Source organism: Pseudomonas helleri (genome assembly GCF_009600315.1).
GTDB classification, from domain to species: Bacteria; Pseudomonadota; Gammaproteobacteria; order Pseudomonadales; family Pseudomonadaceae; genus Aquipseudomonas; species Aquipseudomonas helleri_A.
Genome location: NZ_WIWC01000029.1, coordinates 1 through 20,783 on the forward strand (window position 1 = coordinate 1; position 20,783 = coordinate 20,783).

The window sequence follows — 20,783 nt, forward strand, 5'->3', positions numbered from 1 at the left end:
GCTGAGTTCGGAATAAGACATAGGGCAGCACCGTACCGGAAAGGTCAGGTGTTGCACTCAGTTTTTGCCGCCGCCCCCTTTAATTGATTATTCCAGCATTGCTAACTGCTTATTGAGCCGCAACTTCCTGTACGACCCTCACAACACGCTGAGGAAAAGGAATATCCACCCCTTCAGCCTTCAAGCGGTCGCGGGCGTGCTCGTTGAACATAAACAGCACATCCCAGTAATTCGGGGTATCCACCCAAACACGCAAAGACATGGTAATGGCGCTATCACCCAGCGTGGTCACAACCACCACCGGTGCCGGATCCTTGAGCACACGCGGATCATCGGCCAAAGCCAGCAACACCTCACGAACCTTTTGCAGGTCGGCTTCGTAATCGACACCGACATCAAACACCACCTTGCGGGTAGGTTGGCGGTTGTAGTTGGTAATGATGCCGTTAGACAGATTACCGTTTGGCACGATGACCGTTTTATTGTCACCGGTACGCAAAACGGTATGGAAGATCTGAATACTGTCGACGGTACCGCTCACGCTTTGCGCTTCGATCCAGTCACCGATCTTGAATGGACGAAACAACAGGATCAGCACCCCGCCGGCAAAGTTGGCCAGGCTGCCCTGCAGGGCGAGACCAATCGCCAAACCAGCGGCACCAATCGCGGCCACAAACGAAGTAGTCTGGATACCGATCATTGAAGCAACGCTGACGACCAGCAAGATCTTCAGGATGATATTGGCCAAGCTGCTGATAAAACCTTGCAGTGCAAGGTCGGCCTTTCTCAACGCCAGCAATTGCCCAATCTTGACAGTCAACCTGTTGATCAACCACCAGCCAACCGCCAGGGTTACCAATGCCAGCAGCACTCGACTGCCATATTCCATAATCATCGGAACCCAGGCCTGTGAGGCCTTGATCAACTGATCAACTTCAGCATTCAAATCCACGTATTTCTCCTTGCCTCATTTCCGGTGACGATTTAGAGCAACGATATAAGCCTAGTCGTTTATGCAGTGCCCGGAAAATTCGGACGTCGGCAACGTCCATAGGTTCCCAGGCCTGTCATCAGTCGCGGAAATTGTTGAATTGCAGTGGCAGGTCAAATGTCTTGGCACGTAACGCAGCAATGGCCTCTTGCAGGTCGTCGCGTTTTTTGCCGGTGATACGGACTTGTTCACCCTGAATCGCCGCCTGAACCTTAAGCTTGGCGTCCTTGACGTGAGCGACGATCTTCTTGGCCAGCTCTTTGTCGATGCCTTCTTTGAGCACCACTTCTTGCTTCATCAGCTTGCCTGAAGCATAAGCATCCTTGATTTCAAGGCATTGCGCGTCGATCTTGCGTTTGATCAGCGCCAGCTTGAGAATCTCGATCATGGCTTCCAGCTGAAAGTCAGCCTCAGCGGTCATGTTGACGGTGAGGTCTTTCTCTTTGAACTCAAAAGAGCCTTTGCCTTTGAGGTCATAACGACGATCCAGCTCCTTGACGGCGTTCTCGACTGCGTTGGTGACTTCGTGTTTGTCCAGTTCGGATACCACGTCGAACGACGGCATGTGATTTTCTCCAATAACAAAGGGCGCGCTCAACACAGATGGAGCGCGCCAGGTCTGACAGTTAAAATGCGCCAGCATTATAGCGGTTCTTAAGCATCATTCACTTGCGAGCATACATGCCCGACTCAACCTTACCCCCAACTTCGCCCCCCACAACCGCTCAGGCTCAAACCACCTGGCACATTCTGGGTGCGGGGAGCATGGGTATCCTATGGGCGACGCGACTGGCCCGAGCCGGCCTGCCTGTCACGCTCATCGTGCGTAACGCAGCGCGCTTGCGCGCTTATAAAGAAGCACAGGGCTTAACACTGATCGAGGGCGGACACTCGCAACGGTTTGACATTGCGGCGCAAACCCCGGAAATGAACGCCCCCATCCAGCGCTTGCTGGTGACGTGCAAAGCGTATGACGCCGAGCGCGCCGTCGCGCAAATTGCCGCACGACTAAGCCCCGGTGCCGAGTTGATCCTGCTGCAAAACGGTTTAGGCAGCCAACAAGCGGTCGCGAGGCTTGTGCCACAGGCTCGCTGTATTTTTGCTTCCAGCACTGAAGGCGCTTTTCGTGAAAGTGACTGGCGAGTGGTGCATGCCGGTCACGGCCACATATGGCTGGGCGATAGTCATCAGCATGCCCCTGCACCGTGGCTCAAAGAGCTTCAACAAAGCGGTATAAGCCACGAGTGGAGCACGAGTATCCTGACTCGGTTGTGGCGCAAGCTGGCGTTGAATTGTGCGATCAATCCTCTAACGGTCCTCTACAACTGCCGTAATGGCGGTTTGCAACAGCACAGTGACGAAGTCAACTTGCTGTGTGCTGAGCTGAGCAATTTTCTGGCGCACTGCGGACACGCCGAGGCTGCGCGCGACCTTATCCCGGAAGTTGAGCGTGTCATTCTGGCAACTGCCAACAACTATTCGTCCATGCATCAGGATGTGGCCCAAGGCCGCCGCACAGAAATCAGCTACTTGTTGGGCTACGCCTGCGCCGCTGCACGTGATGCGCATTTTCCGGCCGTGCATCTGCACGCGCTGCACCGGCGCCTCAGCGATCACTTGCTACAGCGCGGATTGCCCTGCGCCTGAGGGCCGCGCTACCCTGCTGACTTGTTCTTCTGCAGACGACAACACCATGCCCTTGCGCCAGCGTCTAGAAAACCTTCCGGTAGGCCAGAAGCTGCTGGCAGCCCTTCTCGTCTTACTGGCCACGGTCTTGCTCGTTGCTAATCTGACATTCATCAGCGCCGCTTACTGGATCTCCCACGAAAGCACCGCACCTCAAGCCTTGCAAACCCTTGGCCAGCTGGCATCAAAACCTGCGCTGGTCGAGAACGCACTGAATTCCGAGCAAAGTGCTCAAGACCTGCTCAATGAAATGGGCACCTACGCCCCTCTGCGGGCCGCCGCTATTTACGATGGCACCGGCGATCTTCTGGCGCAGTTTCAACAGGGGGAGCGCCTTGCTCTGCCTAAACACTTTCGTCAGGTTGAAGCGTGGCGTCTGACCGAGCTGCGCAGCACTCAACTGACGCCCCTGCCCCACGGCGAAGGACCTCCCGGTCATCTGTTGCTGATTGCCAGCAGTGAGTTACCCATGGCGTTTTACACCGGCACCTTCACCGCCAGCCTGGGTATTCTGATTTTCAGCGCCCTGCTCTGGTTTGTTGTAGCCCGACAGATCAAACGCCTGATCACCCAGCCCATTCACCGTCTCGAAGAACTGTCGCGACAAGTTACCCGAGAAGAAAACTACGCCTTGCGCGCAACCGCGGGTAACAACGACGAAATCGGCAGCTTGGCCGAGGCATTTAACACCATGCTGTCGCGCATTGAAGCGCGCGAACAAGAGCTCAAACGCGCCCGAGATGAAGCCCAGGCGGCTTACGATCAAGCGCAGGCACTGGCCCAGGAAACCCGCCATACCAATCGCAAGCTGGAGCTGGAAGTTCAGGTTCGCAGCAAAATCGAGAAAAAACTGACCGGCTTTCAGAAGTACCTGAACAGCATTATCGACTCTATGCCTTCGGCGCTGATCGCTCTGGACGAACAGCTCTATGTCACTCAGTGGAACCAGGAAGCCAGCGCCCTCTCGGGCACACAGCTGGATGAAGCCCTCAATCAGCCGATCTACCTTGCCTTCGAACCTCTAAAACCTTTTTTACCGCAACTTAAAGACACCATTGAGAACCATCGGGTGGTCAAGATAGAACGCGTCACCTGGGGTCAGGGCGAGGAAGCCCGGCATTACGCACTGACCTTTTATCCACTGACAGGCGGAAGTGGACGCGGTGTGGTGATTCGAATCGATGACATCACGCAGCGCCTCTCTCTGGAAGACTTGATGGTGCAATCGGAAAAAATGCTCTCTGTCGGCGGGCTCGCAGCCGGCATGGCGCATGAGATCAACAATCCACTCGGCGCCATTCTGCATAACGTACAAAACATTCGCCGACGCTTGTCCAGCGATCTGCCCAAAAATATTGAACAGGCACAACAGGCCGGCATCGAACTGAAGGCCATCAACCGCTATTTACAGGCCCGGGAAGTACCTAAGTTACTCGACGGGATTCAACAGGCTGGCGCACGCGCGGCAAAAATCGTCACCCACATGCTCAGTTTCAGTCGGCGCAGCAATCGGCAAATGAGCCCCTGCGATTTACCCGCACTGATTGATCAGGCGCTGGACATCGCCAGCAATGACTTTGACCTGACCATCGGTTTTGACTTCAAGGGCCATGCGGTGACACGTCAATTCGACCCGCATCTGGGCCCCGTGCCCTGTATTCCCAACGAGCTTGAGCAGGTGCTACTGAACCTGCTGAAAAATGCCGCGCAAGCGATCCACCAACGCCCTGACAAGCAACAGCCGGGGCATATCATCATTCGCACAAAGCTCAATCCGCCGTGGGCTGAAATCCAGGTCGAAGACAATGGCGCAGGCATGCCGGAGCCTGTGCGCAAACGAATTTTCGAACCCTTTTTTACCACCAAGGAAGTCGGACAAGGCACCGGCCTTGGCCTGTCAGTGTCGTACTTCATTATTACCAACAACCATAAAGGCCAAATGGAAGTGCACTCAACACAGGGGCAAGGCACTTGTTTTACGCTGCGCCTGCCGCTGGCAGTCAATCTGATGTCACACGAATCAACCACAGTGGAATTGTAACCATGGGCTTTCGCTTATCGAAGATTTACACCCGCACCGGCGACAAAGGTGAAACCGGGCTGGGTGACGGCCGTCGCGTGCCCAAGGATCACCCGCGGGTAGAGGCTATTGGCGAAGTCGACACACTCAATAGTCAGGTGGGTTTGCTACTGGCAGGACTCGTTGAACAGAGCGCGGAGTGTCCAGGATTAAACGAGTTGATTGAGGTATTGGAGCCTTGCCAGCATCGACTGTTTGACCTCGGCGGCGAGTTGGCCATGCCGGTGTATCAGGCACTCGACAACCATGAGATTGAACGACTGGAAGCCGTGATTGATCGCTGGAATGAAGAGGTAGGGCCACTGGAGAATTTTATTCTGCCTGGCGGCTCAAGCCTGATAGCTCAAGCCCATGTGTGCCGAAGCGTGGCACGCAGCGCAGAGCGGCGCTGTCAGCAACTCAATGCGCTGGAACCGTTAGCCGGTGTGGGATTAGCGTATATCAACCGGTTGTCGGACTTGCTGTTTGTCGCTGCGCGCTTGATTGCCAAGCGTCAGGGCGTTGCAGAAATACTCTGGCAAGCCGCGGCAAAGCCTCAATAGAGAGCTAACGCTTGTAGTCGCTGTCGAGGAACGAAGGCTGCGATCGGTGCAGCCGGGGTTACGACAGCTGCGCGGTTGATCGCAGCCTTCATTCCTCGTCAGCGACTACAGCAGATGCTTCAGCCCGGATTTTGCGGCCAGAATGCACGGATCCCCGCCACTCCCTGCGCACCCGCCTCCCATGCTTGCTGACGATCATCCGGCCCCAAGCCACCCAGCAGATACACGGGTTTGCTGAAGTTGGCGATCAGTTGCTGCGCCTGCTGCCAACCCAAAGGCTGCGCGTCAGGATGAGTCTGCGTCGGCAACACCGGCGAAAGCGTGACGAAATCGACATCCATTTGCTCAGCCAAGGCCAGCTCTTCAGCGTTGTGGCATGACGCGGCCAACCAGCGGTCTTTGGCCAAAGGCCGACCTTTGGCGGCGTACTTGCGCAATTGAGCAGCGGTAACATGCCAGCCAGCCGAGGGGAAATCCCCCAGCCACTCAAACGGCCCTTTGAGCATCAACTGCGCCTTGCCCGCACACAACCCGGTCGCATCCACCGCCAAATCACGGTATTTGGGGTCATAACCGTTAGGCGCGCGCAACGAAACCAGCTTGATGCCGCCCGCGATTGCCTTCTGCAAGCCGCGCAAAAGCTCAGGCGTTTCCAGCCCGTCCGGTGTAATCAAATACTGATCGGGTAAACGAGCAGCCGTCACAATCGGCTGATTGGCCGCCGGAAATTCATAGTTAGGCAAGTCGCGCGCAGACACCCAGGCCAGTGGCTGGCCTTCGACACCACGAGGCTCACCGCTAAAGGCCGAGACTTCCCACACATCCAACAAGACCTGCTTATCCGGGTAATCGTGCTGAACCTTGATCAAAGGCCGCGCAGCGCTCACTACAATGCCCAGCTCTTCTTGCAGTTCGCGCCCAAGCGCAGCTTCTACCGACTCGCCAGCCTCAACTTTGCCACCCGGAAATTCCCACAAACCGCCTTGATGCTGAGCATCAGCGCGACGAGCGATCAGAATTTTGCCGTCTGTGCCTCGGATAACAGCCGCAGCCACATGAACTCGTTTCACTCTTTTGCTTCCTTCAGTCAGGTCGATCGCAGGGTTTTGATACGGGCCAGTCGTACAGACTTAACAGAAAGGCCCGCCATGTCGAGACGACTTAGGTACGGTATTCGGCGTTGATTTTCACGTACTCATGGGACAAGTCTGTGGTCCAGATGGTCTCGCTACAATCGCCACGGCCCAGTTCGATACGGATGGTGATTTCTTCACGGGCCATCACGGCCGAACCCTGCTCTTCGGTATAGGTAGCCGAGCGTGCCCCGCCGCTGGCGATGCACACTTCACCCAAAAACACGTCGATTTTGCTGACATCCAGGTCCGGCACGCCTGCACGGCCAACAGCCGCCAGAATGCGGCCCCAGTTCGGGTCAGAGGCGAACAATGCTGTTTTGATCAGCGGCGAATGTGCCACGGTGTAACCCACGTCCAGGCATTCCTGATGGTTAGCGCCACCATTCACTTCAACCGTCACGAACTTGGTCGCGCCCTCGCCGTCTCGCACGATGGCCTGCGCCACTTCCATGCAGACGTCCAAGACGGCCTGTTTCAACGCGCCAAACAGCGGGCCGCTGGCTTCGGTGATTTCCGGCAAGTTGGCTTTACCCGTGGCGATCAACATGCAGCAATCGTTGGTCGAGGTGTCGCCATCGATAGTGATGCGGTTGAACGACTTGTTGGCGCCGTCGAGCAACAGGTTTTGCAGCACCTCACGGGATACTTTGGCGTCCGTTGCGATGTAGCCCAGCATGGTCGCCATGTTGGGACGAATCATGCCCGCGCCCTTGCTGATGCCCGTGACCGTGATGATCACACCGTCGTGCTCGAACTGACGGCTGGCACCTTTAGGCAAGGTGTCGGTGGTCATGATGCCGGTGGCCGCTTGCGCCCAGTTGTTCTCGGACAAATCATCCAGCGCGGCCTGCAAGGCACCTTCGATCTTCTCGACCGGCAATGGCTCGCCGATCACACCAGTGGAATACGGTAGTACCGCGCTGGCATCAACGCCCGTCAGCTCTGCCAATTTGGCACAGGTGCGGGTTGCAGCCACCAGACCTGGCTCGCCAGTGCCGGCGTTGGCATTGCCCGTGTTGGTCAGCAAATAGCGAATCGGACCTTGCACACGTTGCTTGGCCAGAATGACAGGTGCCGCGCAAAAGGCATTCAGTGTGAACACACCGGCCACGCTGGAACCTTCGGCGCAGCGCATCACTACCACGTCCTTACGCCCCACACGCTTGATACCGGCTGAAGCAATACCCAGCTCAAAACCGGCTACCGGGTGCAAAGTAGGCAAAGGACCAAGACCAACAGCCATGACGCGCTCCTCAAAAAGTTCTGTGCGCCGCCGCAAAGGGGCGGGAATTCAATGGTAAAACGCCGCGACGGCTAATGCCGGTCGCGGCGCAGGTGTTTCAGCAATGGGAGCGGGCGTTAGTTGATCTGCCCGTGGCAATGCTTGTATTTCTTGCCCGAGCCGCAGTAGCACAGCTCATTGCGACCCAGCTTCTGCTCGTTACGAGCAGGCTCGGTGGCCGTCACAACCTCTTCCACACTGGCGCCTTTCAGCACCTGAGCCAAGGCTTGAGGCTCATCGAGACCCGGTGCTTCGGCATGTTCGAACTGCAACCGCGAAGCCAGATCTTCGGCCTCCTGGCGCAGACGGGACTCTTCTTCTACCGGGTCTTCGCGACGAACCTGAACGTGCGACAACACGCGTATCGAATCGCGCTTGATCGAATCAAGCAGCTCGGAGAACAGGTTGAACGACTCGCGCTTGTATTCCTGCTTCGGGTTCTTCTGCGCATAGCCACGCAGATGGATACCGTGACGCAAGTGATCCATGGTCGCCAAGTGATCTTTCCACAAGTCGTCCAGCACGCGCAGGACAATTTGCTTCTCGAACGTACGCAGCGCTTCAGGGCTGGCTTGCTCTTCTTTCTCGCGGTAGGCCTCAACCAAAGCGTCCAGCAGCTTCTCGCGCAGGGTTTCTTCGTACAGGTGGTCGTCTTCGTCAAGCCATTGCTGGATCGGCAGTTTCACGCCAAAACCGGTTTCGATCGCAGCTTCCAGCCCTTTAACGTCCCATTGCTCCGGCAACGACTGCGGCGGAATGTGGGCGCTAACGGTGCTTTCAAGCACGTCTTTACGGAAGTCAGCGATGGTTTCACCGATATTGTCAGCAGCCAGCAACGTGTTACGCATGTGATAAATCACTTTACGCTGTTCGTTGTTGACGTCATCGAATTCCAGCAATTGCTTACGGATATCGAAGTTGCGACCTTCAACCTTGCGCTGAGCCTTTTCGATCGCGTTGGTCACCATGCGGTGCTCAATCGCTTCGCCAGACTGCATGCCCAGGGCTTTCATGAAGTTCTTCACCCGATCAGAGGCGAAGATGCGCATCAGGCTGTCTTCCAGCGACAGGTAGAAACGGCTCGAACCCGCGTCACCCTGACGACCGGCACGACCACGCAACTGGTTGTCAATACGGCGCGACTCGTGACGCTCGGACGCGATCACATGCAGGCCACCCGACTCCAGCACTTGCTGGTGACGTTTCTGCCAGTCGGCTTTGATTTGAGCGATCTGCTCTGGGGTCGGATCTTCGAGGGAGGCCACTTCGACTTCCCAGTTACCGCCCAACAGGATGTCAGTACCACGACCGGCCATGTTGGTGGCAATGGTCAGGGCACCCGGACGACCGGCCTGAGCAATGATTTCAGCTTCTTTTTCGTGGAACTTGGCGTTCAGAACCTTGTGCTCGATACCTTCCTGCTTCAACAGGTTGGACATGTGCTCGGAGGTTTCGATGGTCGCTGTACCCACCAGAACTGGACGGCCTTTGGCCATGCATTCCTTGATATCAGCCACGATGGCCGCGTATTTCTCTTCGGCGGTCAGAAACACCAGGTCGTTGTAGTCTTTACGAGCCAACGGCTTGTTCGGCGGAATAACCATTACCGACAGACCGTAGATCTGGTGGAACTCGAACGCTTCGGTGTCAGCCGTACCGGTCATGCCGGACAGTTTGTTGTACAGACGGAAGTAGTTCTGGAAGGTAGTCGAGGCCAATGTCTGGCTCTCTGCCTGAATATTCAGACCTTCCTTGGCTTCGATGGCCTGATGCAGGCCTTCGGACAGGCGACGACCCGGCATGGTACGGCCGGTGTGTTCGTCAACCAGCAGCACCTGACCGTCTTCAACAATGTATTCAACGTTGCGGTTGAACAGCTTGTGAGCGCGCAACGCGGCGTACACGTGAGTCAGCAGGCCAAGGTTGTGCGCCGAGTACAGGCTTTCGCCTTCGGCGAGCAAACCGATCTGGGTCAGCATCTCTTCAACGAACTGGTGACCGGCTTCGTTCAGCTCGACCTGACGGGTCTTCTCGTCGATGGTGTAGTGACCTTGTTTGGTCACCTCGCCTTCGACTTCTTCAATGTGCTGTTCAAGACGCGGGATCAGCTTGTTGATTTCGATGTACAGCTTGGAGCTGTCTTCAGCCTGACCGGAGATGATCAACGGTGTACGGGCTTCATCGATCAGGATGGAGTCGACTTCGTCGATCACGGCGAAATTCAGCTCGCGCTGGAATTTCTCTTCCATGCTGAACGCCATGTTGTCGCGCAGGTAGTCGAAACCAAACTCGTTGTTGGTGCCGTAGGTGATGTCGGCGGCGTAGGCTTCACGTTTTTCCTGTGGCGGCTGGAACGGCGTAACCACGCCGACCGTCAGGCCCAGGAACTCGTAAAGTGGGCGCATCCAGTTGGCATCTCGGCGTGCAAGGTAGTCGTTCACCGTCACAACGTGTACGCCCTTGCCGGACAACGCGTTGAGGTAAACACCCAGGGTTGCTACCAAGGTCTTGCCTTCACCGGTACGCATTTCTGCGATCATGCCTTCGTGCAAGGTCATGCCACCGATCAACTGAACGTCAAAGTGGCGCATGCCCATGACGCGCTTGCCTGCTTCACGGCAGACAGCAAAGGCTTCCGGCAACAGTTGGTCAAGGGTCTCACCTTTGGCTATGCGGGCCTTGAACTCTTCGGTCTTGGCGCGCAATTGCTCATCGGTCAGAGCAACCATTTGCTCTTCGAGTGAGTTGACGATCTGTACCGTCTTGAGCATGCGTTTAACTTCGCGCTCGTTCTTGCTTCCAAAAAGTTTCTTTAACAAAGGCGCAAACATATCGGCAGGATCTTCCACACATAGGGATGGAGGGCGGCCCCGTGAGTCGCCCGAGCAGCCCTGATGGCCGCATGCGAGCGAGCATTCTACCCGGAAACGTCGGTGAGGAAAGTGGCGTTATTCCACGATACTGGTGCAGCGTTGTGACGGGGCCTCACTAAAATAAGGCCTTTTGGCCGAACTTCAACCCATCAGACGCATAAGTTACTCATTGATTTCACAAATATTCTTCATCTAACCCTGCGCATGACGAGTGATTTGGACGGATTCTGCTAAGATTGCGGCTCTGTTCTATCAGGTGTCTGCACATGGCATTTCGCCCACACCCGGCACGGGCTCCCTCCGTTCTGTTGCGCGAGGCCAAGCCCCTCAAAGCTATTTTTGGCCACGCCAAGCGCCTGGCGCACTTGCAACGCCTGCTTGAGAGTCAATTACAGCCGGCTGCTCGTGAACATTGTCACGTGGCCTCATGGCGCGAAGGCAGTCTGTTGTTGATTGTCACTGATGGGCACTGGGCCACTCGCTTGCGCTATCAGCAAAAACGCCTGCAACGCCAGCTTCAAGCGTTTGACGAGTTTGCCAGCCTGACCCGCATTCTGTTTAAAGTGCAGCCGCCGACCGTAATGGCCAAAGTGGCTGGACATACCCTCGACCTTTCGGTGGATGCAGGCCAGACCATTCAGGCGACGGCCGATGGGATCAGCGACCCGGCGTTGCGAGCCGCCCTTGAGCGGCTGGCCAGTCACGCCAAGCCTAAAGGCTGACAGCGATTGTGTAGCCATGGGCTTAGCGACACCTCGTCTATTTGCGCTTGCTGCCGCCCAGTAACGACCCCATCAGACCCCGAACCAATTGACGGCCCATCTGGCTCGCCGCCTGACGTGCCATTGACTGCAAGGCCTTACCTGCCGTGGTCCCGAGAAAATCCCCGGCCTGATCCAGAAAACCCGGCTCGGCTTTGGGTTGTTCGGTAGCTTGCGTCGCCTGCCCCTTGCGAGCCATCAACACTTCGTAAGCAGATTCCCGATCAATCGGTTTGTCATAACGACCTTGCAGCGGCGAGCTGGCGATCAATGCCGCGCGTTCGGCTTCAGTCAGCGGGCCAATGCGCGACTGCGGTGGCGCAATCAACACACGCTGGACCATGGCTGGCGTGCCTTTTTCTTCAAGCATGCCCACCAGCGCCTCACCGGTACCCAACTCTGTCAGTACAGCCAGCGCATCAAAGGCCGGGTTGGGACGAAAGCCCTCGGCAACAGCCTTCAGCGACTTTTGCTCCTTGGCCGTAAACGCCCGCAACCCATGCTGAATACGCAAGCCCAACTGGGCGAGCACGGTATCGGGCAAATCCGCGGGCGACTGCGTAACAAAATACACCCCGACACCTTTTGACCGTATCAACCGAACCACTTGCTCAAGGCGATCTTGTAACGCCTTGGGCGTTCCGGCGAAAAGCAAATGGGCCTCGTCAAAAAACAGCGCCAGCAAGGGTTTATCGGCATCGCCCCGCTCGGGCAACTGCTCGAAAAGCTCAGCCAATAGCCATAACAGGAAGGTTGCGTACACCTTGGGCGCTTCATGCACCAGACGACTGGCGTCAAGCAGGTGTATCCGACCGCGACCGTCGCTGGCAGGTTGCAACATATCCTCAAGTTGCAGCGCAGGCTCACCAAACAACGCCTCGGCGCCCTGCTGCTCAAGTGTCGAGAGGCGACGCAACAACGCTTGACTTGACCCCGTCGTCATCAAGGCCGCGTCGTCGCCCAACACTTGGGGGTTGTCACGCAGATGATTAAGCAAGGCCTTGAGGTCTTTCAAATCCAGCAGTAATAGCCCTTCACGATCAGCCACTTTAAAGGCCGCATACAGTGCCGACTGTTGGCTGTCGGTCAACTCCAGCAGGCTCCCCAGTAATAACGGCCCCATTTCGCTCAATGTTGTACGCAATGGATGACCCGTTTTACCGTCTATATCCCACAACATTACCGGATACGCCTTGGGCTGATAGTTGAGCCAGGGCATGGTCCCAATGCGCTCAGCGATTTTGCCTTGAGGGTTGCCCGCAGCACCCAACCCGCACAAATCACCTTTTATATCAGCGGCAAATACGGCCACTCCCGCATCACTGAACTGTTCAGCCAAGCGTTGAAGGGTGACAGTTTTGCCCGTTCCGGTGGCACCCGCGATCAAACCGTGACGATTTGCCAGGCGCAACGATTGAGCAATCGGCTGACCGGCAAGGTCAGCGCCAAGTAGTAGAGAAGACGAGTCCGGCATGTTGCCACCTTTTATTAATCTTTCGCGATCCAGCGTCGATATAGCGTTAATGCTAGACCAGAAAAAACGGATTTTATTCGGATAAACCCGTCACCTATAAATCTCGCCTCCGATTTTGGCGGCGGTTTAGGAAGTGCGCTTTTTTTCCGGGGTGTTGGCATTACATCTCACTTTGCGGACTCTTCAAGCCATGAACAAAAACCTGCGTTTCAGCCACAAGATCCTGCTTGCCGCGTCCCTGATCGTGATTGCCGCGTTCTCGCTTTTCACTGTGTACAACGACTATCTGCAGCGCAACGCCATCAGCAACAACCTCAACAGTTACCTGCAGGAAATGGGCAGCGTGACGGCCAACAATATTCAGACCTGGCTAGGCGGACGCACACTGCTGGTTGAAAACCTTGCCGAGTCGATTGCCATCAACCCTGAACCCGCCCAACTGGCCAGCCTGCTTGAGCAAAAGGCCCTGAGCAGCACCTTTATGGCCGTTTACTACGGCGACAATCAAGGCGGCTTTACCATGCGCCCGGACAGCAAGATGCCGGAGGGTTTCGACCCGCGCACCCGGCTTTGGTACAAAGGCGCACTGAACAGCAATACGGCGAGCCTGACCGAACCCTTTATAGATGTTGTTACCGGGCAGATGATCATTTCAATTGGTTCTGCGGTGAAAAAAGGCGGCCAAGCACTGGGCGTGGCGGGTGCTGACCTGAACCTGCAAACCATCAGCGACACAATCAACGCCCTGAACTTCAACGGCATGGGCTATGCCTTTTTGATCAACGCTGACGGAAAAATTCTGGCTCATCCGGACAAATCCCTGATCACTAAACACCTGACCGACATTTATCCGCAGAACACCCCGCCGATCAGCACTCAGATCAGTGAGACCCTGTTGGATGGCAACCCCCGGATCGTGACCTTTGCGCCGATCAAAGGGCTGGGCACGGTCAATTGGTACATAGGCTTGTCGATTGACAAAAACCAGGCGTTTGCCGCACTGAGTACCTTCCGCACGTCAGCGATCATTGCGACGGCAATTGCTGTGGTTTCGATCATAGCTCTGCTGGGCTTGCTGATCCGCCTGCTGCTGCAACCGCTGCATGTGATGACCCGCGCCATGCAAAACATTGCCGAGGGCGAAGGTGATCTGACCCGCCGTCTGAGTATTGAGTCCAATGACGAATTCGGCACGCTGGGGAATGCGTTCAATCGTTTTGTGGAACGCATTCACACGTCCATGACTCAAGTTTCCTCGGCAACACAGCAGGTCAACGAAGTGGCCATCCGCGTTGTCAGCGCCTCCAACTCATCGATGCTCAACTCGGATGAACAGGCCAGCCGCACCAACAGCGTCGCAGCCGCTATCAATGAACTGGGTGCTGCGGCGCAGGAAATTGCCCGCAATGCAGCCCAAGCCTCACATCAAGCCAGCGACGCACGTGGCTTGGCAGAAGAAGGCCAGCAAGTGGTTGAACGCAGCATCGGATCAATGCAGCAACTGTCGCAGTTACTGGCCACCTCCAGCAGCCACATCGAATCGTTGAATGCCAAGACGGTGAATATCGGGCAGATCCTTGAGGTGATCACCAGCATTTCTCAACAAACCAACCTGTTGGCGCTCAATGCCGCCATTGAAGCAGCCCGTGCCGGTGAAGCCGGACGCGGGTTTGCCGTCGTTGCTGACGAAGTGCGCAACCTTGCGCATCGCACTCAGGAGTCGGCGCAGCAAGTGCAAAGCATGATTGAAGAGTTGCAAGTCAGCGCGCGCGAATCGGTCAGCACCATGGAGCAAAGTCAGCGTCACAGCCAAAACAGCGTTGAGATTGCCAATAGCGCGGGCGAACGTCTGGTCAGCGTGACTCAGCGCATCGGCGAGATTGATGGCATGAATCAGTCTGTTGCGACCGCCACCGAAGAACAGACGTCGGTGGTTGAGTCGATCAATATGGACATTACTGAAATCAACACGCTGAATCAGGAAGGCGTTGAAAACCTTCAGTCCACCCTCAGGGCCTGTACTGATCTGGAGCAGCAAGCTGCGCGCCTCAAGCAACTGGTGGGCAGTTTCCGCATCTGATCACGCCTGCCGAGCACCGTTTGACTGCGCCGGATGCAGTCAAACGGCATTTTAACCGGCCAAAAACTTGCGAACATCTATCATCCAATAAGGGCACCCCTAAGGACGCTGGATATTCAAAGGATTCAAGGCCGTGCATATTGCTGACATCACGATGTTCTATGCCCCCGCCAGTGGCGGTGTGCGCACTTACCTGGATGCCAAACACCGACGCCTGAGCCGCTTGCCTGGGATTCGGCACAGCCTGTTGATACCGGGCAGCGACCGCATCGTTCAAGATGGCATTTATCAGGTTCCCTCCCCCGTCCTGCCCTTTGGCAATGGCTTTCGTTTCCCCATCCGCCTGGCGCCTTGGTGCAATATTTTGCACAGCCTGAAACCCGACGTGATCGAAGTCGGCGACCCCTACCTCACTGCCTGGGCTGCACTGGACGCGCGCCGTCAGCTGGACGTCCCGGTCATCGGCTTTTATCACTCGGATCTGCCGCTGCTGGTGCGTAATCGTATGGGCAACTGGCTGACCCCTAATGCAGAAGCCTATGTCAGCCGCCTGTACCGTAATTTTGACCGAGTGTTAGCCCCGAGCCAGATCATGGCTAACAAATTAATCGAGCTGGGCGTCGACAACGTGTTCGTGCAAGCACTGGGCGTCGATCTACAGACGTTCAACCCCCAACATCGTGATCCCGGCTTGCGCGCCGAGCTAGGCATAGACCCAGACGCACATTTGCTGATTTTTGCCGGGCGGGGCTCCAGAGAAAAAAATCTTCCCGTGCTGCTGGACTGCATGCGCAACCTCGGCAAAGCCTGGCATCTCCTGCTGGTCGGTTCGCAAATGCCGTCACAGGTGCCGGACAACGTCACCGTCATTGATCATTTTTGCCCCGGTGCCGAAGTGGCGCGTTATATGGCCAGCGCCGATGCATTGGTGCATGCCGGAGATCAGGAAACCTTTGGCTTGGTGATACTTGAAGCCATGGCCAGTGGCATTCCGGTGGTCGCCGTCGACGCCGGTGCATTTAGCGAGCTGGTACACGACGAGGTGGGCATTCTGTGTCAGCCGAACAACCCCCATGCAATGGCTGATGCAGTGCGTGAATTGTTCACCCACAACCCGGCACAGCACGGCCGTCTGGCGCGCCAGCATGCCGAGCGGCATTACTCGTGGGATCGTGTCGTGCAGGATTTACTCATTCATTACCACGCTGTGCTCGGCAGTGAGCAGCCCGTGGTTGCCCATGTCTGACCTGTCTGTTGCGCTTGTGCTGCACGATGTGGCCCCGCAGACCTGGCCCGATTATCAGCCGTTTGTCGAGGCCGTGGACGCTCTGGGCTCGATACCCATCACCTGGCTGGTGGTGCCTGACTTTCACCATTGCGGCTCTCTGAGCGGTGCCGATGCATTTCGACAGATGCTCGACAACCGTGTCGACAAAGGCGATGAATTGGCGTTGCACGGGTATTTTCATGCCGATGACCAGCCTGCCCCGCGCACGCCATACGATTGGTTTATGCGCCGGGTGTATACGTGGGAGGGAGAGTTTTATTCGTTATCCGAAGCTCAGGCATTGAGCCGGTTGCAGCAAGGACTGGAGGTGTTTGAGCGCTATCAATGGCCCGTACAGGGGTTTGTCGCCCCGGCCTGGTTGATGAGTGAAGGGACACGCGAGGCTTTGCGCCAGCTGCCTTTGCGCTACACCAGCGACCCTCAAAATCTTTATCGCTTGCCTGAGTTTTCCGCCATCAAGGCACCGGGACTGGTGTGGAGCGCAGGCAGCGCGTGGCGGCGAGGTTTGTCCAAGGTGGTCAGTGATGTGCGTGAGCAACGCTGGCAGAACGCACCCTTGATAAGACTGGGCCTACACCCTGTCGACATGCGTCATCGGTTCTCCCGCGACTACTGGCTTGAAACCCTGAAACGCTTGATTGCCAACGGCCGCAAGCCCGTCACCAAGAGCGCTTGGCTGGACGCAAACTGACGCGAATCAGCTATCAACCGGCTTTTTTTGATCCGCGACCGACTCCGGATGCAACGCCAGCCACAAGGCCCGGGCCTCGGCAAACTCGGTGCCGTCCTCCGGGTTCAAGGCCTGGGGATCGTAGCGGCTTAAGCAGCCCTCTCCCAGCGTTGGAGGTGGCGTTGAAGTGGCTTTATCCAGAAGGTCAGTCATTGCGAACGGCCTCGTTAGGGTTAGAAACATGCCCCGTAGCAGCTACCGAAGGCTGCATCTCTCGCCGCTACCAGAAAGCCCGGTACTCAGGCATTACGATCGCTGCGCAATCGAACGTCGCCTGCGGCAACTGCTACGTGTTATTACCCGTGCAAAAACCTGCTCATCAGAACACGACAGTTTTGTTGCCATGCACCAGTACACGGTCTTCGAGGTGGTAGCGCAAGCCACGGGCCAACACCATCTTCTCGACGTCACGACCAAAACGGACCATGTCTTCAATGCTGTCGCTGTGGCTGACACGCACCACATCCTGTTCGATGATCGGGCCCGCATCCAGCTCTTCAGTCACGTAATGACAGGTTGCGCCAATGAGTTTCACACCGCGCAGCGATGCCTGGTGATACGGCTTGGCACCGACAAAAGAGGGCAGGAAGCTATGGTGAATATTGATCACCTGCCCTGCGTATTCACGGCACAGCTCCGGCGGCAGGATTTGCATGTAACGCGCCAGCACCACCACTTCAGCATCATGATGCTTGACCAGACGCGAGACCTCAGCAAACGCTGGCTCTTTGTCTTTCGGGTCAACCGGTACGTGATAGAACGGGATACCGTGCCATTCGACCATGCTGCGCAGGTCATCATGGTTCGAAATGACACATGAAATATCGCAGTCCAATTCATCGCTGTGCCAACGGTGCAGCAAGTCGGCCAAGCAATGGGATTCGCGGCTGGCCATCAATACCACGCGTTTCTTTTGCGCTGTATCGGTAATGCGCCACTGCATCGAAAACTCTTCAGCTATCGGAGCAAATGCTTCACGGAAAGCTTGCAAGCCGAAGGGCAAAGAATCGGCACGAATTTCGTGACGCATAAAGAACCAACCGCTTTGATCATCCGAGTGGTGGCTCGCTTCAGTGATCCAGCCATTGTGCGAAGCCAGGAAATTACTGACCTTGGCAACAATACCGACGCCGTCGGGGCAGGCGATCACCAACCGAAAAGTGCGCATGAGGGAAAAACTCCAGAAACTTTACTAAAGCCGCCATTCTAGCGAGTGCGCAGCAAAACTGCAGTATTCCTTAAGGATGCTGCGCGTGTATCACCCCGACGAGCAAACGCGCTTTCACCCGAGCGCGATGAGAAACGTGAAGTTTTCAACCTGAAAAGAGGGGATTTATTAATCATTCTTAACATTCAGCGAGCACCGGTTGTTTAATAGCGCTGATATAGAACATCACGCGCATTAATACTTATTTTTTTAAATTAATGGCCCGCACAGGTTTACTTGTTGTAACCGGCTGACTATTATTGCCCCCACTGTATCCCTGCAATCCCTTTTCAACATAAGGTTATCCTCATGTCCTTGATCAACGAATACCGCGCAACAGAAGAAGCTATCAAAGAACTGCAAGCCCGCCTGAAGAACCTGTCGGAAGACGACAAACTTCAAACCGAGCTGGAATTTGAAGGCAAACTGCGCACCCTGATGGGCGAATATCAAAAGTCGCTGCGCGACATTATCGCCCTGCTGGATCCAGAATCCAAAGTAAGCAAAGCACCGCGCGGTGTTGTTAAAACCACCGGCACCAAACGTGCCCGCAAGGTTAAACAATACAAAAACCCGCACAACGGCGAAGTGATTGAAACCAAAGGTGGCAACCACAAGACTCTGAAAGAGTGGAAAGCCAAGTGGGGCGGCGACGTGGTAGAAGGTTGGGCAACTCTGCTTGACTAAGTGATACCGCGTGCACCCCGGTGCAACGTCATTTAAAAAAACGCCAGCTTGCTGGCGTTTTTTAATGCCTGGTTTTTACCCTTGATCCTGCCCTTGCTCAGCCAATCCAAGACGACGGCTCAACCTCACAGCATAACGCTGCCACTCATCCAACAGCTTTAGCTGGGCAGGTGTAGCACTGCGGGACAGTTCTTGCGCAGCCTTCATGAAGCCGTCCAGCGTCAGAGGGGCGCCTTTGACAGGGTCAGTCAATCGTTGTTGGCAGAATACTTGCCAACGTTGTTGCTCTTGCTCACTCAAGGTATGGGGAAAGTTCCGTGCACGGTACCTGAATAATAATTCCGGTAATCGCGCATCATCAAAAGGCCACGCATCTTTGCCTAATTGCTCCGGATCACTGAGCCGAACACGCTCGCATAATTGACGATCTCGCTCACCCAGAAAGCCGTCATACAACTGTTGTTCAGGGTCTTCACTGGGGGTGAAGTCTTCACTGGCATAAATAATCGCTAACTTGTCTTGCCAAACTTGTGCGGCTTCAATTAGACGGGCGGCGCGCGCCTGATACTCGGACATGTCCAACTGCAGACGCGCTTGATCCTGTGCTCGCAAAACTTTCATCGGCGCGACCACCGGGCAGCGATTAACGTGTATCAGCTTTAGCCCAATGGGTAATTGACCGGCCGGTAAATCTTCGCGGCGCGTATAAAGCAATTGGCGCAAAGCCCCCGCGTCCATGTCCAGTAAAGGCTGAGGGTCATAGTGCAGGTCGCACACAATCAGTGCATTGCGATTTTTGGGGTGCCACGCCAAGGGTAATACCACCCCCACATAATGCTTGGCCGCTGAAAAGCGTCCGGATATATGCACCATCGGTTGCAATAAGCGAACTTGATCAAGTACGCGTTGTTTGGTTCGCTGATTGAATAACCACTCATACAACTTGGGCTGCTTGTCACGGATCAATCTGGCCAAAGCAATCGTTGCCCGCACGTCGGATAACGCATCGTGCGCCTGGCCGTGGTCGATGCCATTGGCCGCTGTGAGCCGTTCGAGCTTGAGTGTTACCCGCCCTTCTTCCTCAGGCCAGACAATCCCTTCAGGGCGCAAGGCATAGGCCGCGCGCACCACATCAATCAAATCCCAGCGCGTATTACCCCCTTGCCATTCGCGAGCGTAAGGGTCAAAAAAGTTTCGATACAGGCTGTAGCGCGTGACTTCATCATCGAAGCGCAAGGAGTTATATCCAGCGCCACACGTACCCGGTTGCGCCAATTGCGCATGAGTACGGGTCATGAATTCGGCTTCGCCCAGACCGCGGTCTTCCAGACGACTGGGGCTAATGCCGGTTATAAGGCAAGCCATGGGATGAGGAAGAATATCGTCGGCGGGCTGGCAGTAGAGGTTAAGCGGCTGATCAATCTCATTAAGATCGGCATCGGTACGGATACCAGCCACTTGTACAGCTCGATCGCAGCGCGGATTAATGCCGGTGGTTTCGTAGTCGTACCAAAAAATTGAGGTCACGGGGTGTTCCTGAACAGTTGACCTGTTCAGTCTAGGCGTTCAAGCCCGATCAAGACCAGCCCCACGCGCCGAGCTTAAGCGGGAGCCTGCCACGGCTGGAAACTGAAATATTGGCGCAAAGAACGGATCAGCACCCGGTACTCGACAGGTGGCTCATACAGCACAAAACCTGAATCATAGTGATGCGGCGTCACATCTTCGTATGACCACAGACTGCGCGCTTTCAGATCAATGACCTGCCCAGGAAGCTTGTGCCGCAGGTCAAAAGTGGCATCCACCAGAAACGGCAGGTGACTGAACAGCATCAAACCGCCTTCTGAAACCCCGCCCAAATGCCCTATGGGTTTATCCGTTATCCGGTTGAATACGTTCAAAAAAAACGTCAATTGATGACGCTGGATACCACGTTCAATAATCATGGTGACATCACTATAGGAAG

Annotated in this window: 18 protein-coding genes and 1 pseudogene; 9 read left to right on the top strand and 10 right to left on the bottom strand. The window is 55.8% G+C overall.

Annotation, left to right across the window (positions count from 1 at the left end; translation table 11 throughout):
• Positions 1-109: 109 nt before the first annotated feature.
• Entirely contained in the window at positions 110-952 is an 843-nt protein-coding gene (locus GHN86_RS16225; protein WP_323369271.1) for a mechanosensitive ion channel family protein, read from the bottom strand.
• A gap of 118 nt (positions 953-1,070) precedes the next feature.
• Positions 1,071-1,556, bottom strand: a complete 486-nt coding sequence (locus GHN86_RS16230; RefSeq protein ID WP_122783108.1) for a YajQ family cyclic di-GMP-binding protein — start codon at positions 1,554-1,556, stop codon at positions 1,071-1,073.
• Between the two features lie 116 nt (positions 1,557-1,672).
• On the opposite strand from GHN86_RS16230, the gene GHN86_RS16235 reads away from it, so the two are divergent.
• The 3 genes from GHN86_RS16235 to GHN86_RS16245 are packed head-to-tail and all read left to right on the top strand — an operon-like array spanning position 1,673 to position 5,299.
• Positions 1,673-2,638, top strand: a complete 966-nt coding sequence (locus GHN86_RS16235; RefSeq protein WP_153378705.1) for a putative 2-dehydropantoate 2-reductase — start codon at positions 1,673-1,675, stop codon at positions 2,636-2,638.
• A 46-nt stretch (positions 2,639-2,684) separates the two neighbouring features.
• Positions 2,685-4,718 (top strand): ATP-binding protein, encoded by a 2,034-nt coding sequence (locus GHN86_RS16240; protein ID WP_153386934.1) that lies wholly within the window; start codon positions 2,685-2,687, stop codon positions 4,716-4,718.
• Between the two features lie 2 nt (positions 4,719-4,720).
• Positions 4,721-5,299: a cob(I)yrinic acid a,c-diamide adenosyltransferase gene (locus tag GHN86_RS16245; protein WP_153378707.1), complete on the top strand. Its 579-nt coding sequence runs from the start codon at positions 4,721-4,723 to the stop codon at positions 5,297-5,299.
• Between the two features lie 119 nt (positions 5,300-5,418).
• Here GHN86_RS16245 and GHN86_RS16250 read toward each other — a convergent pair whose 3' ends face one another.
• The 3 genes from GHN86_RS16250 to secA all read right to left on the bottom strand — a co-directional run bounded on the left by GHN86_RS16250 (position 5,419) and on the right by secA (position 10,548).
• Complete coding sequence (locus GHN86_RS16250; protein WP_323369272.1) at positions 5,419-6,369, bottom strand: Nudix family hydrolase; 951 nt, start codon at positions 6,367-6,369, stop codon at positions 5,419-5,421.
• Between the two features lie 91 nt (positions 6,370-6,460).
• Entirely contained in the window at positions 6,461-7,678 is a 1,218-nt protein-coding gene (gene argJ, locus GHN86_RS16255) for a bifunctional glutamate N-acetyltransferase/amino-acid acetyltransferase ArgJ (protein WP_153378711.1), read from the bottom strand.
• Positions 7,679-7,794: 116 nt separating this feature from the next.
• Positions 7,795-10,548, bottom strand: a complete 2,754-nt coding sequence (gene secA / locus GHN86_RS16260) for a preprotein translocase subunit SecA (protein ID WP_153378713.1) — start codon at positions 10,546-10,548, stop codon at positions 7,795-7,797.
• A gap of 308 nt (positions 10,549-10,856) precedes the next feature.
• Here secA and GHN86_RS16265 point away from each other — a divergent pair, with 308 nt between their 5' ends.
• The gene (locus GHN86_RS16265) at positions 10,857-11,312 is read left to right on the top strand and encodes a DUF721 domain-containing protein (protein ID WP_153378714.1); all 456 of its coding nucleotides are present in this window, start codon (positions 10,857-10,859) and stop codon (positions 11,310-11,312) included.
• A gap of 37 nt (positions 11,313-11,349) precedes the next feature.
• Here GHN86_RS16265 and GHN86_RS16270 read toward each other — a convergent pair whose 3' ends face one another.
• Positions 11,350-12,825, bottom strand: a complete 1,476-nt coding sequence (locus GHN86_RS16270; protein WP_153378716.1) for a helicase HerA-like domain-containing protein — start codon at positions 12,823-12,825, stop codon at positions 11,350-11,352.
• 190 nt (positions 12,826-13,015) lie between these two features.
• On the opposite strand from GHN86_RS16270, the pseudogene GHN86_RS24080 reads away from it, so the two are divergent.
• The 4 genes and pseudogenes from GHN86_RS24080 to GHN86_RS16285 all read left to right on the top strand — a co-directional run.
• Positions 13,016-14,047 (top strand): annotated as a pseudogene (locus GHN86_RS24080) (cache domain-containing protein); the annotation flags it as partial.
• 93 nt (positions 14,048-14,140) lie between these two features.
• Positions 14,141-14,905, top strand: a complete 765-nt coding sequence (locus tag GHN86_RS24085; protein WP_397462670.1) for a methyl-accepting chemotaxis protein — start codon at positions 14,141-14,143, stop codon at positions 14,903-14,905.
• Between the two features lie 133 nt (positions 14,906-15,038).
• Complete coding sequence (locus GHN86_RS16280) at positions 15,039-16,151, top strand: glycosyltransferase family 1 protein (protein ID WP_323369274.1); 1,113 nt, start codon at positions 15,039-15,041, stop codon at positions 16,149-16,151.
• Entirely contained in the window at positions 16,144-16,884 is a 741-nt protein-coding gene (locus tag GHN86_RS16285; protein WP_153378718.1) for a DUF2334 domain-containing protein, read from the top strand. Before GHN86_RS16280 ends, GHN86_RS16285 begins: the two co-directional genes overlap by 8 nt.
• Before the next feature lie 6 nt (positions 16,885-16,890).
• Here GHN86_RS16285 and GHN86_RS16290 read toward each other — a convergent pair whose 3' ends face one another.
• Complete coding sequence (locus tag GHN86_RS16290) at positions 16,891-17,076, bottom strand: hypothetical protein (RefSeq protein ID WP_153378719.1); 186 nt, start codon at positions 17,074-17,076, stop codon at positions 16,891-16,893.
• Between the two features lie 166 nt (positions 17,077-17,242).
• The gene (gene purU / locus GHN86_RS16295; RefSeq protein ID WP_122783095.1) at positions 17,243-18,091 is read right to left on the bottom strand and encodes a formyltetrahydrofolate deformylase; all 849 of its coding nucleotides are present in this window, start codon (positions 18,089-18,091) and stop codon (positions 17,243-17,245) included.
• A 348-nt stretch (positions 18,092-18,439) separates the two neighbouring features.
• On the opposite strand from purU, the gene mvaT reads away from it, so the two are divergent.
• On the top strand, positions 18,440-18,817 hold the full coding sequence (gene mvaT, locus GHN86_RS16300; RefSeq protein ID WP_048363549.1) for a histone-like nucleoid-structuring protein MvaT: 378 nt from the start codon (positions 18,440-18,442) through the stop codon (positions 18,815-18,817).
• Positions 18,818-18,892: 75 nt separating this feature from the next.
• Here mvaT and sbcB read toward each other — a convergent pair whose 3' ends face one another.
• Positions 18,893-20,344 carry an exodeoxyribonuclease I gene (gene sbcB / locus GHN86_RS16305; RefSeq protein ID WP_323369276.1) on the bottom strand — a complete coding sequence of 484 codons (1,452 nt, stop codon included), beginning with the start codon at positions 20,342-20,344 and terminating at the stop codon, positions 18,893-18,895.
• A gap of 74 nt (positions 20,345-20,418) precedes the next feature.
• Complete coding sequence (locus GHN86_RS16310; protein WP_153378722.1) at positions 20,419-20,763, bottom strand: PilZ domain-containing protein; 345 nt, start codon at positions 20,761-20,763, stop codon at positions 20,419-20,421.
• Positions 20,764-20,783 lie beyond the last annotated feature (20 nt).

Excerpts from the sequence above, each read along its gene's own strand:
- GHN86_RS16230 (WP_122783108.1), bottom strand. The coding sequence starts at position 1,556 with ATGCCGTCGTTCGACGTGGTATCCGAACTGGACAAACACGAAGTCACC.
- GHN86_RS16235 (WP_153378705.1), top strand. The coding sequence starts at position 1,673 with ATGCCCGACTCAACCTTACCCCCAACTTCGCCCCCCACAACCGCTCAG.
- GHN86_RS16240 (WP_153386934.1), top strand. The coding sequence starts at position 2,685 with ATGCCCTTGCGCCAGCGTCTAGAAAACCTTCCGGTAGGCCAGAAGCTG.
- GHN86_RS16245 (WP_153378707.1), top strand. The coding sequence starts at position 4,721 with ATGGGCTTTCGCTTATCGAAGATTTACACCCGCACCGGCGACAAAGGT.
- argJ (WP_153378711.1), bottom strand. The coding sequence starts at position 7,678 with ATGGCTGTTGGTCTTGGTCCTTTGCCTACTTTGCACCCGGTAGCCGGT.
- secA (WP_153378713.1), bottom strand. The coding sequence starts at position 10,548 with ATGTTTGCGCCTTTGTTAAAGAAACTTTTTGGAAGCAAGAACGAGCGC.
- GHN86_RS16265 (WP_153378714.1), top strand. The coding sequence starts at position 10,857 with ATGGCATTTCGCCCACACCCGGCACGGGCTCCCTCCGTTCTGTTGCGC.
- GHN86_RS16270 (WP_153378716.1), bottom strand. The coding sequence starts at position 12,825 with ATGCCGGACTCGTCTTCTCTACTACTTGGCGCTGACCTTGCCGGTCAG.
- GHN86_RS24085 (WP_397462670.1), top strand. The coding sequence starts at position 14,141 with ATGCTCAACTCGGATGAACAGGCCAGCCGCACCAACAGCGTCGCAGCC.
- GHN86_RS16285 (WP_153378718.1), top strand. The coding sequence starts at position 16,144 with ATGTCTGACCTGTCTGTTGCGCTTGTGCTGCACGATGTGGCCCCGCAG.
- GHN86_RS16290 (WP_153378719.1), bottom strand. The coding sequence starts at position 17,076 with ATGACTGACCTTCTGGATAAAGCCACTTCAACGCCACCTCCAACGCTG.
- purU (WP_122783095.1), bottom strand. The coding sequence starts at position 18,091 with ATGCGCACTTTTCGGTTGGTGATCGCCTGCCCCGACGGCGTCGGTATT.
- mvaT (WP_048363549.1), top strand. The coding sequence starts at position 18,440 with ATGTCCTTGATCAACGAATACCGCGCAACAGAAGAAGCTATCAAAGAA.
- GHN86_RS16310 (WP_153378722.1), bottom strand. The coding sequence starts at position 20,763 with ATGATTATTGAACGTGGTATCCAGCGTCATCAATTGACGTTTTTTTTG.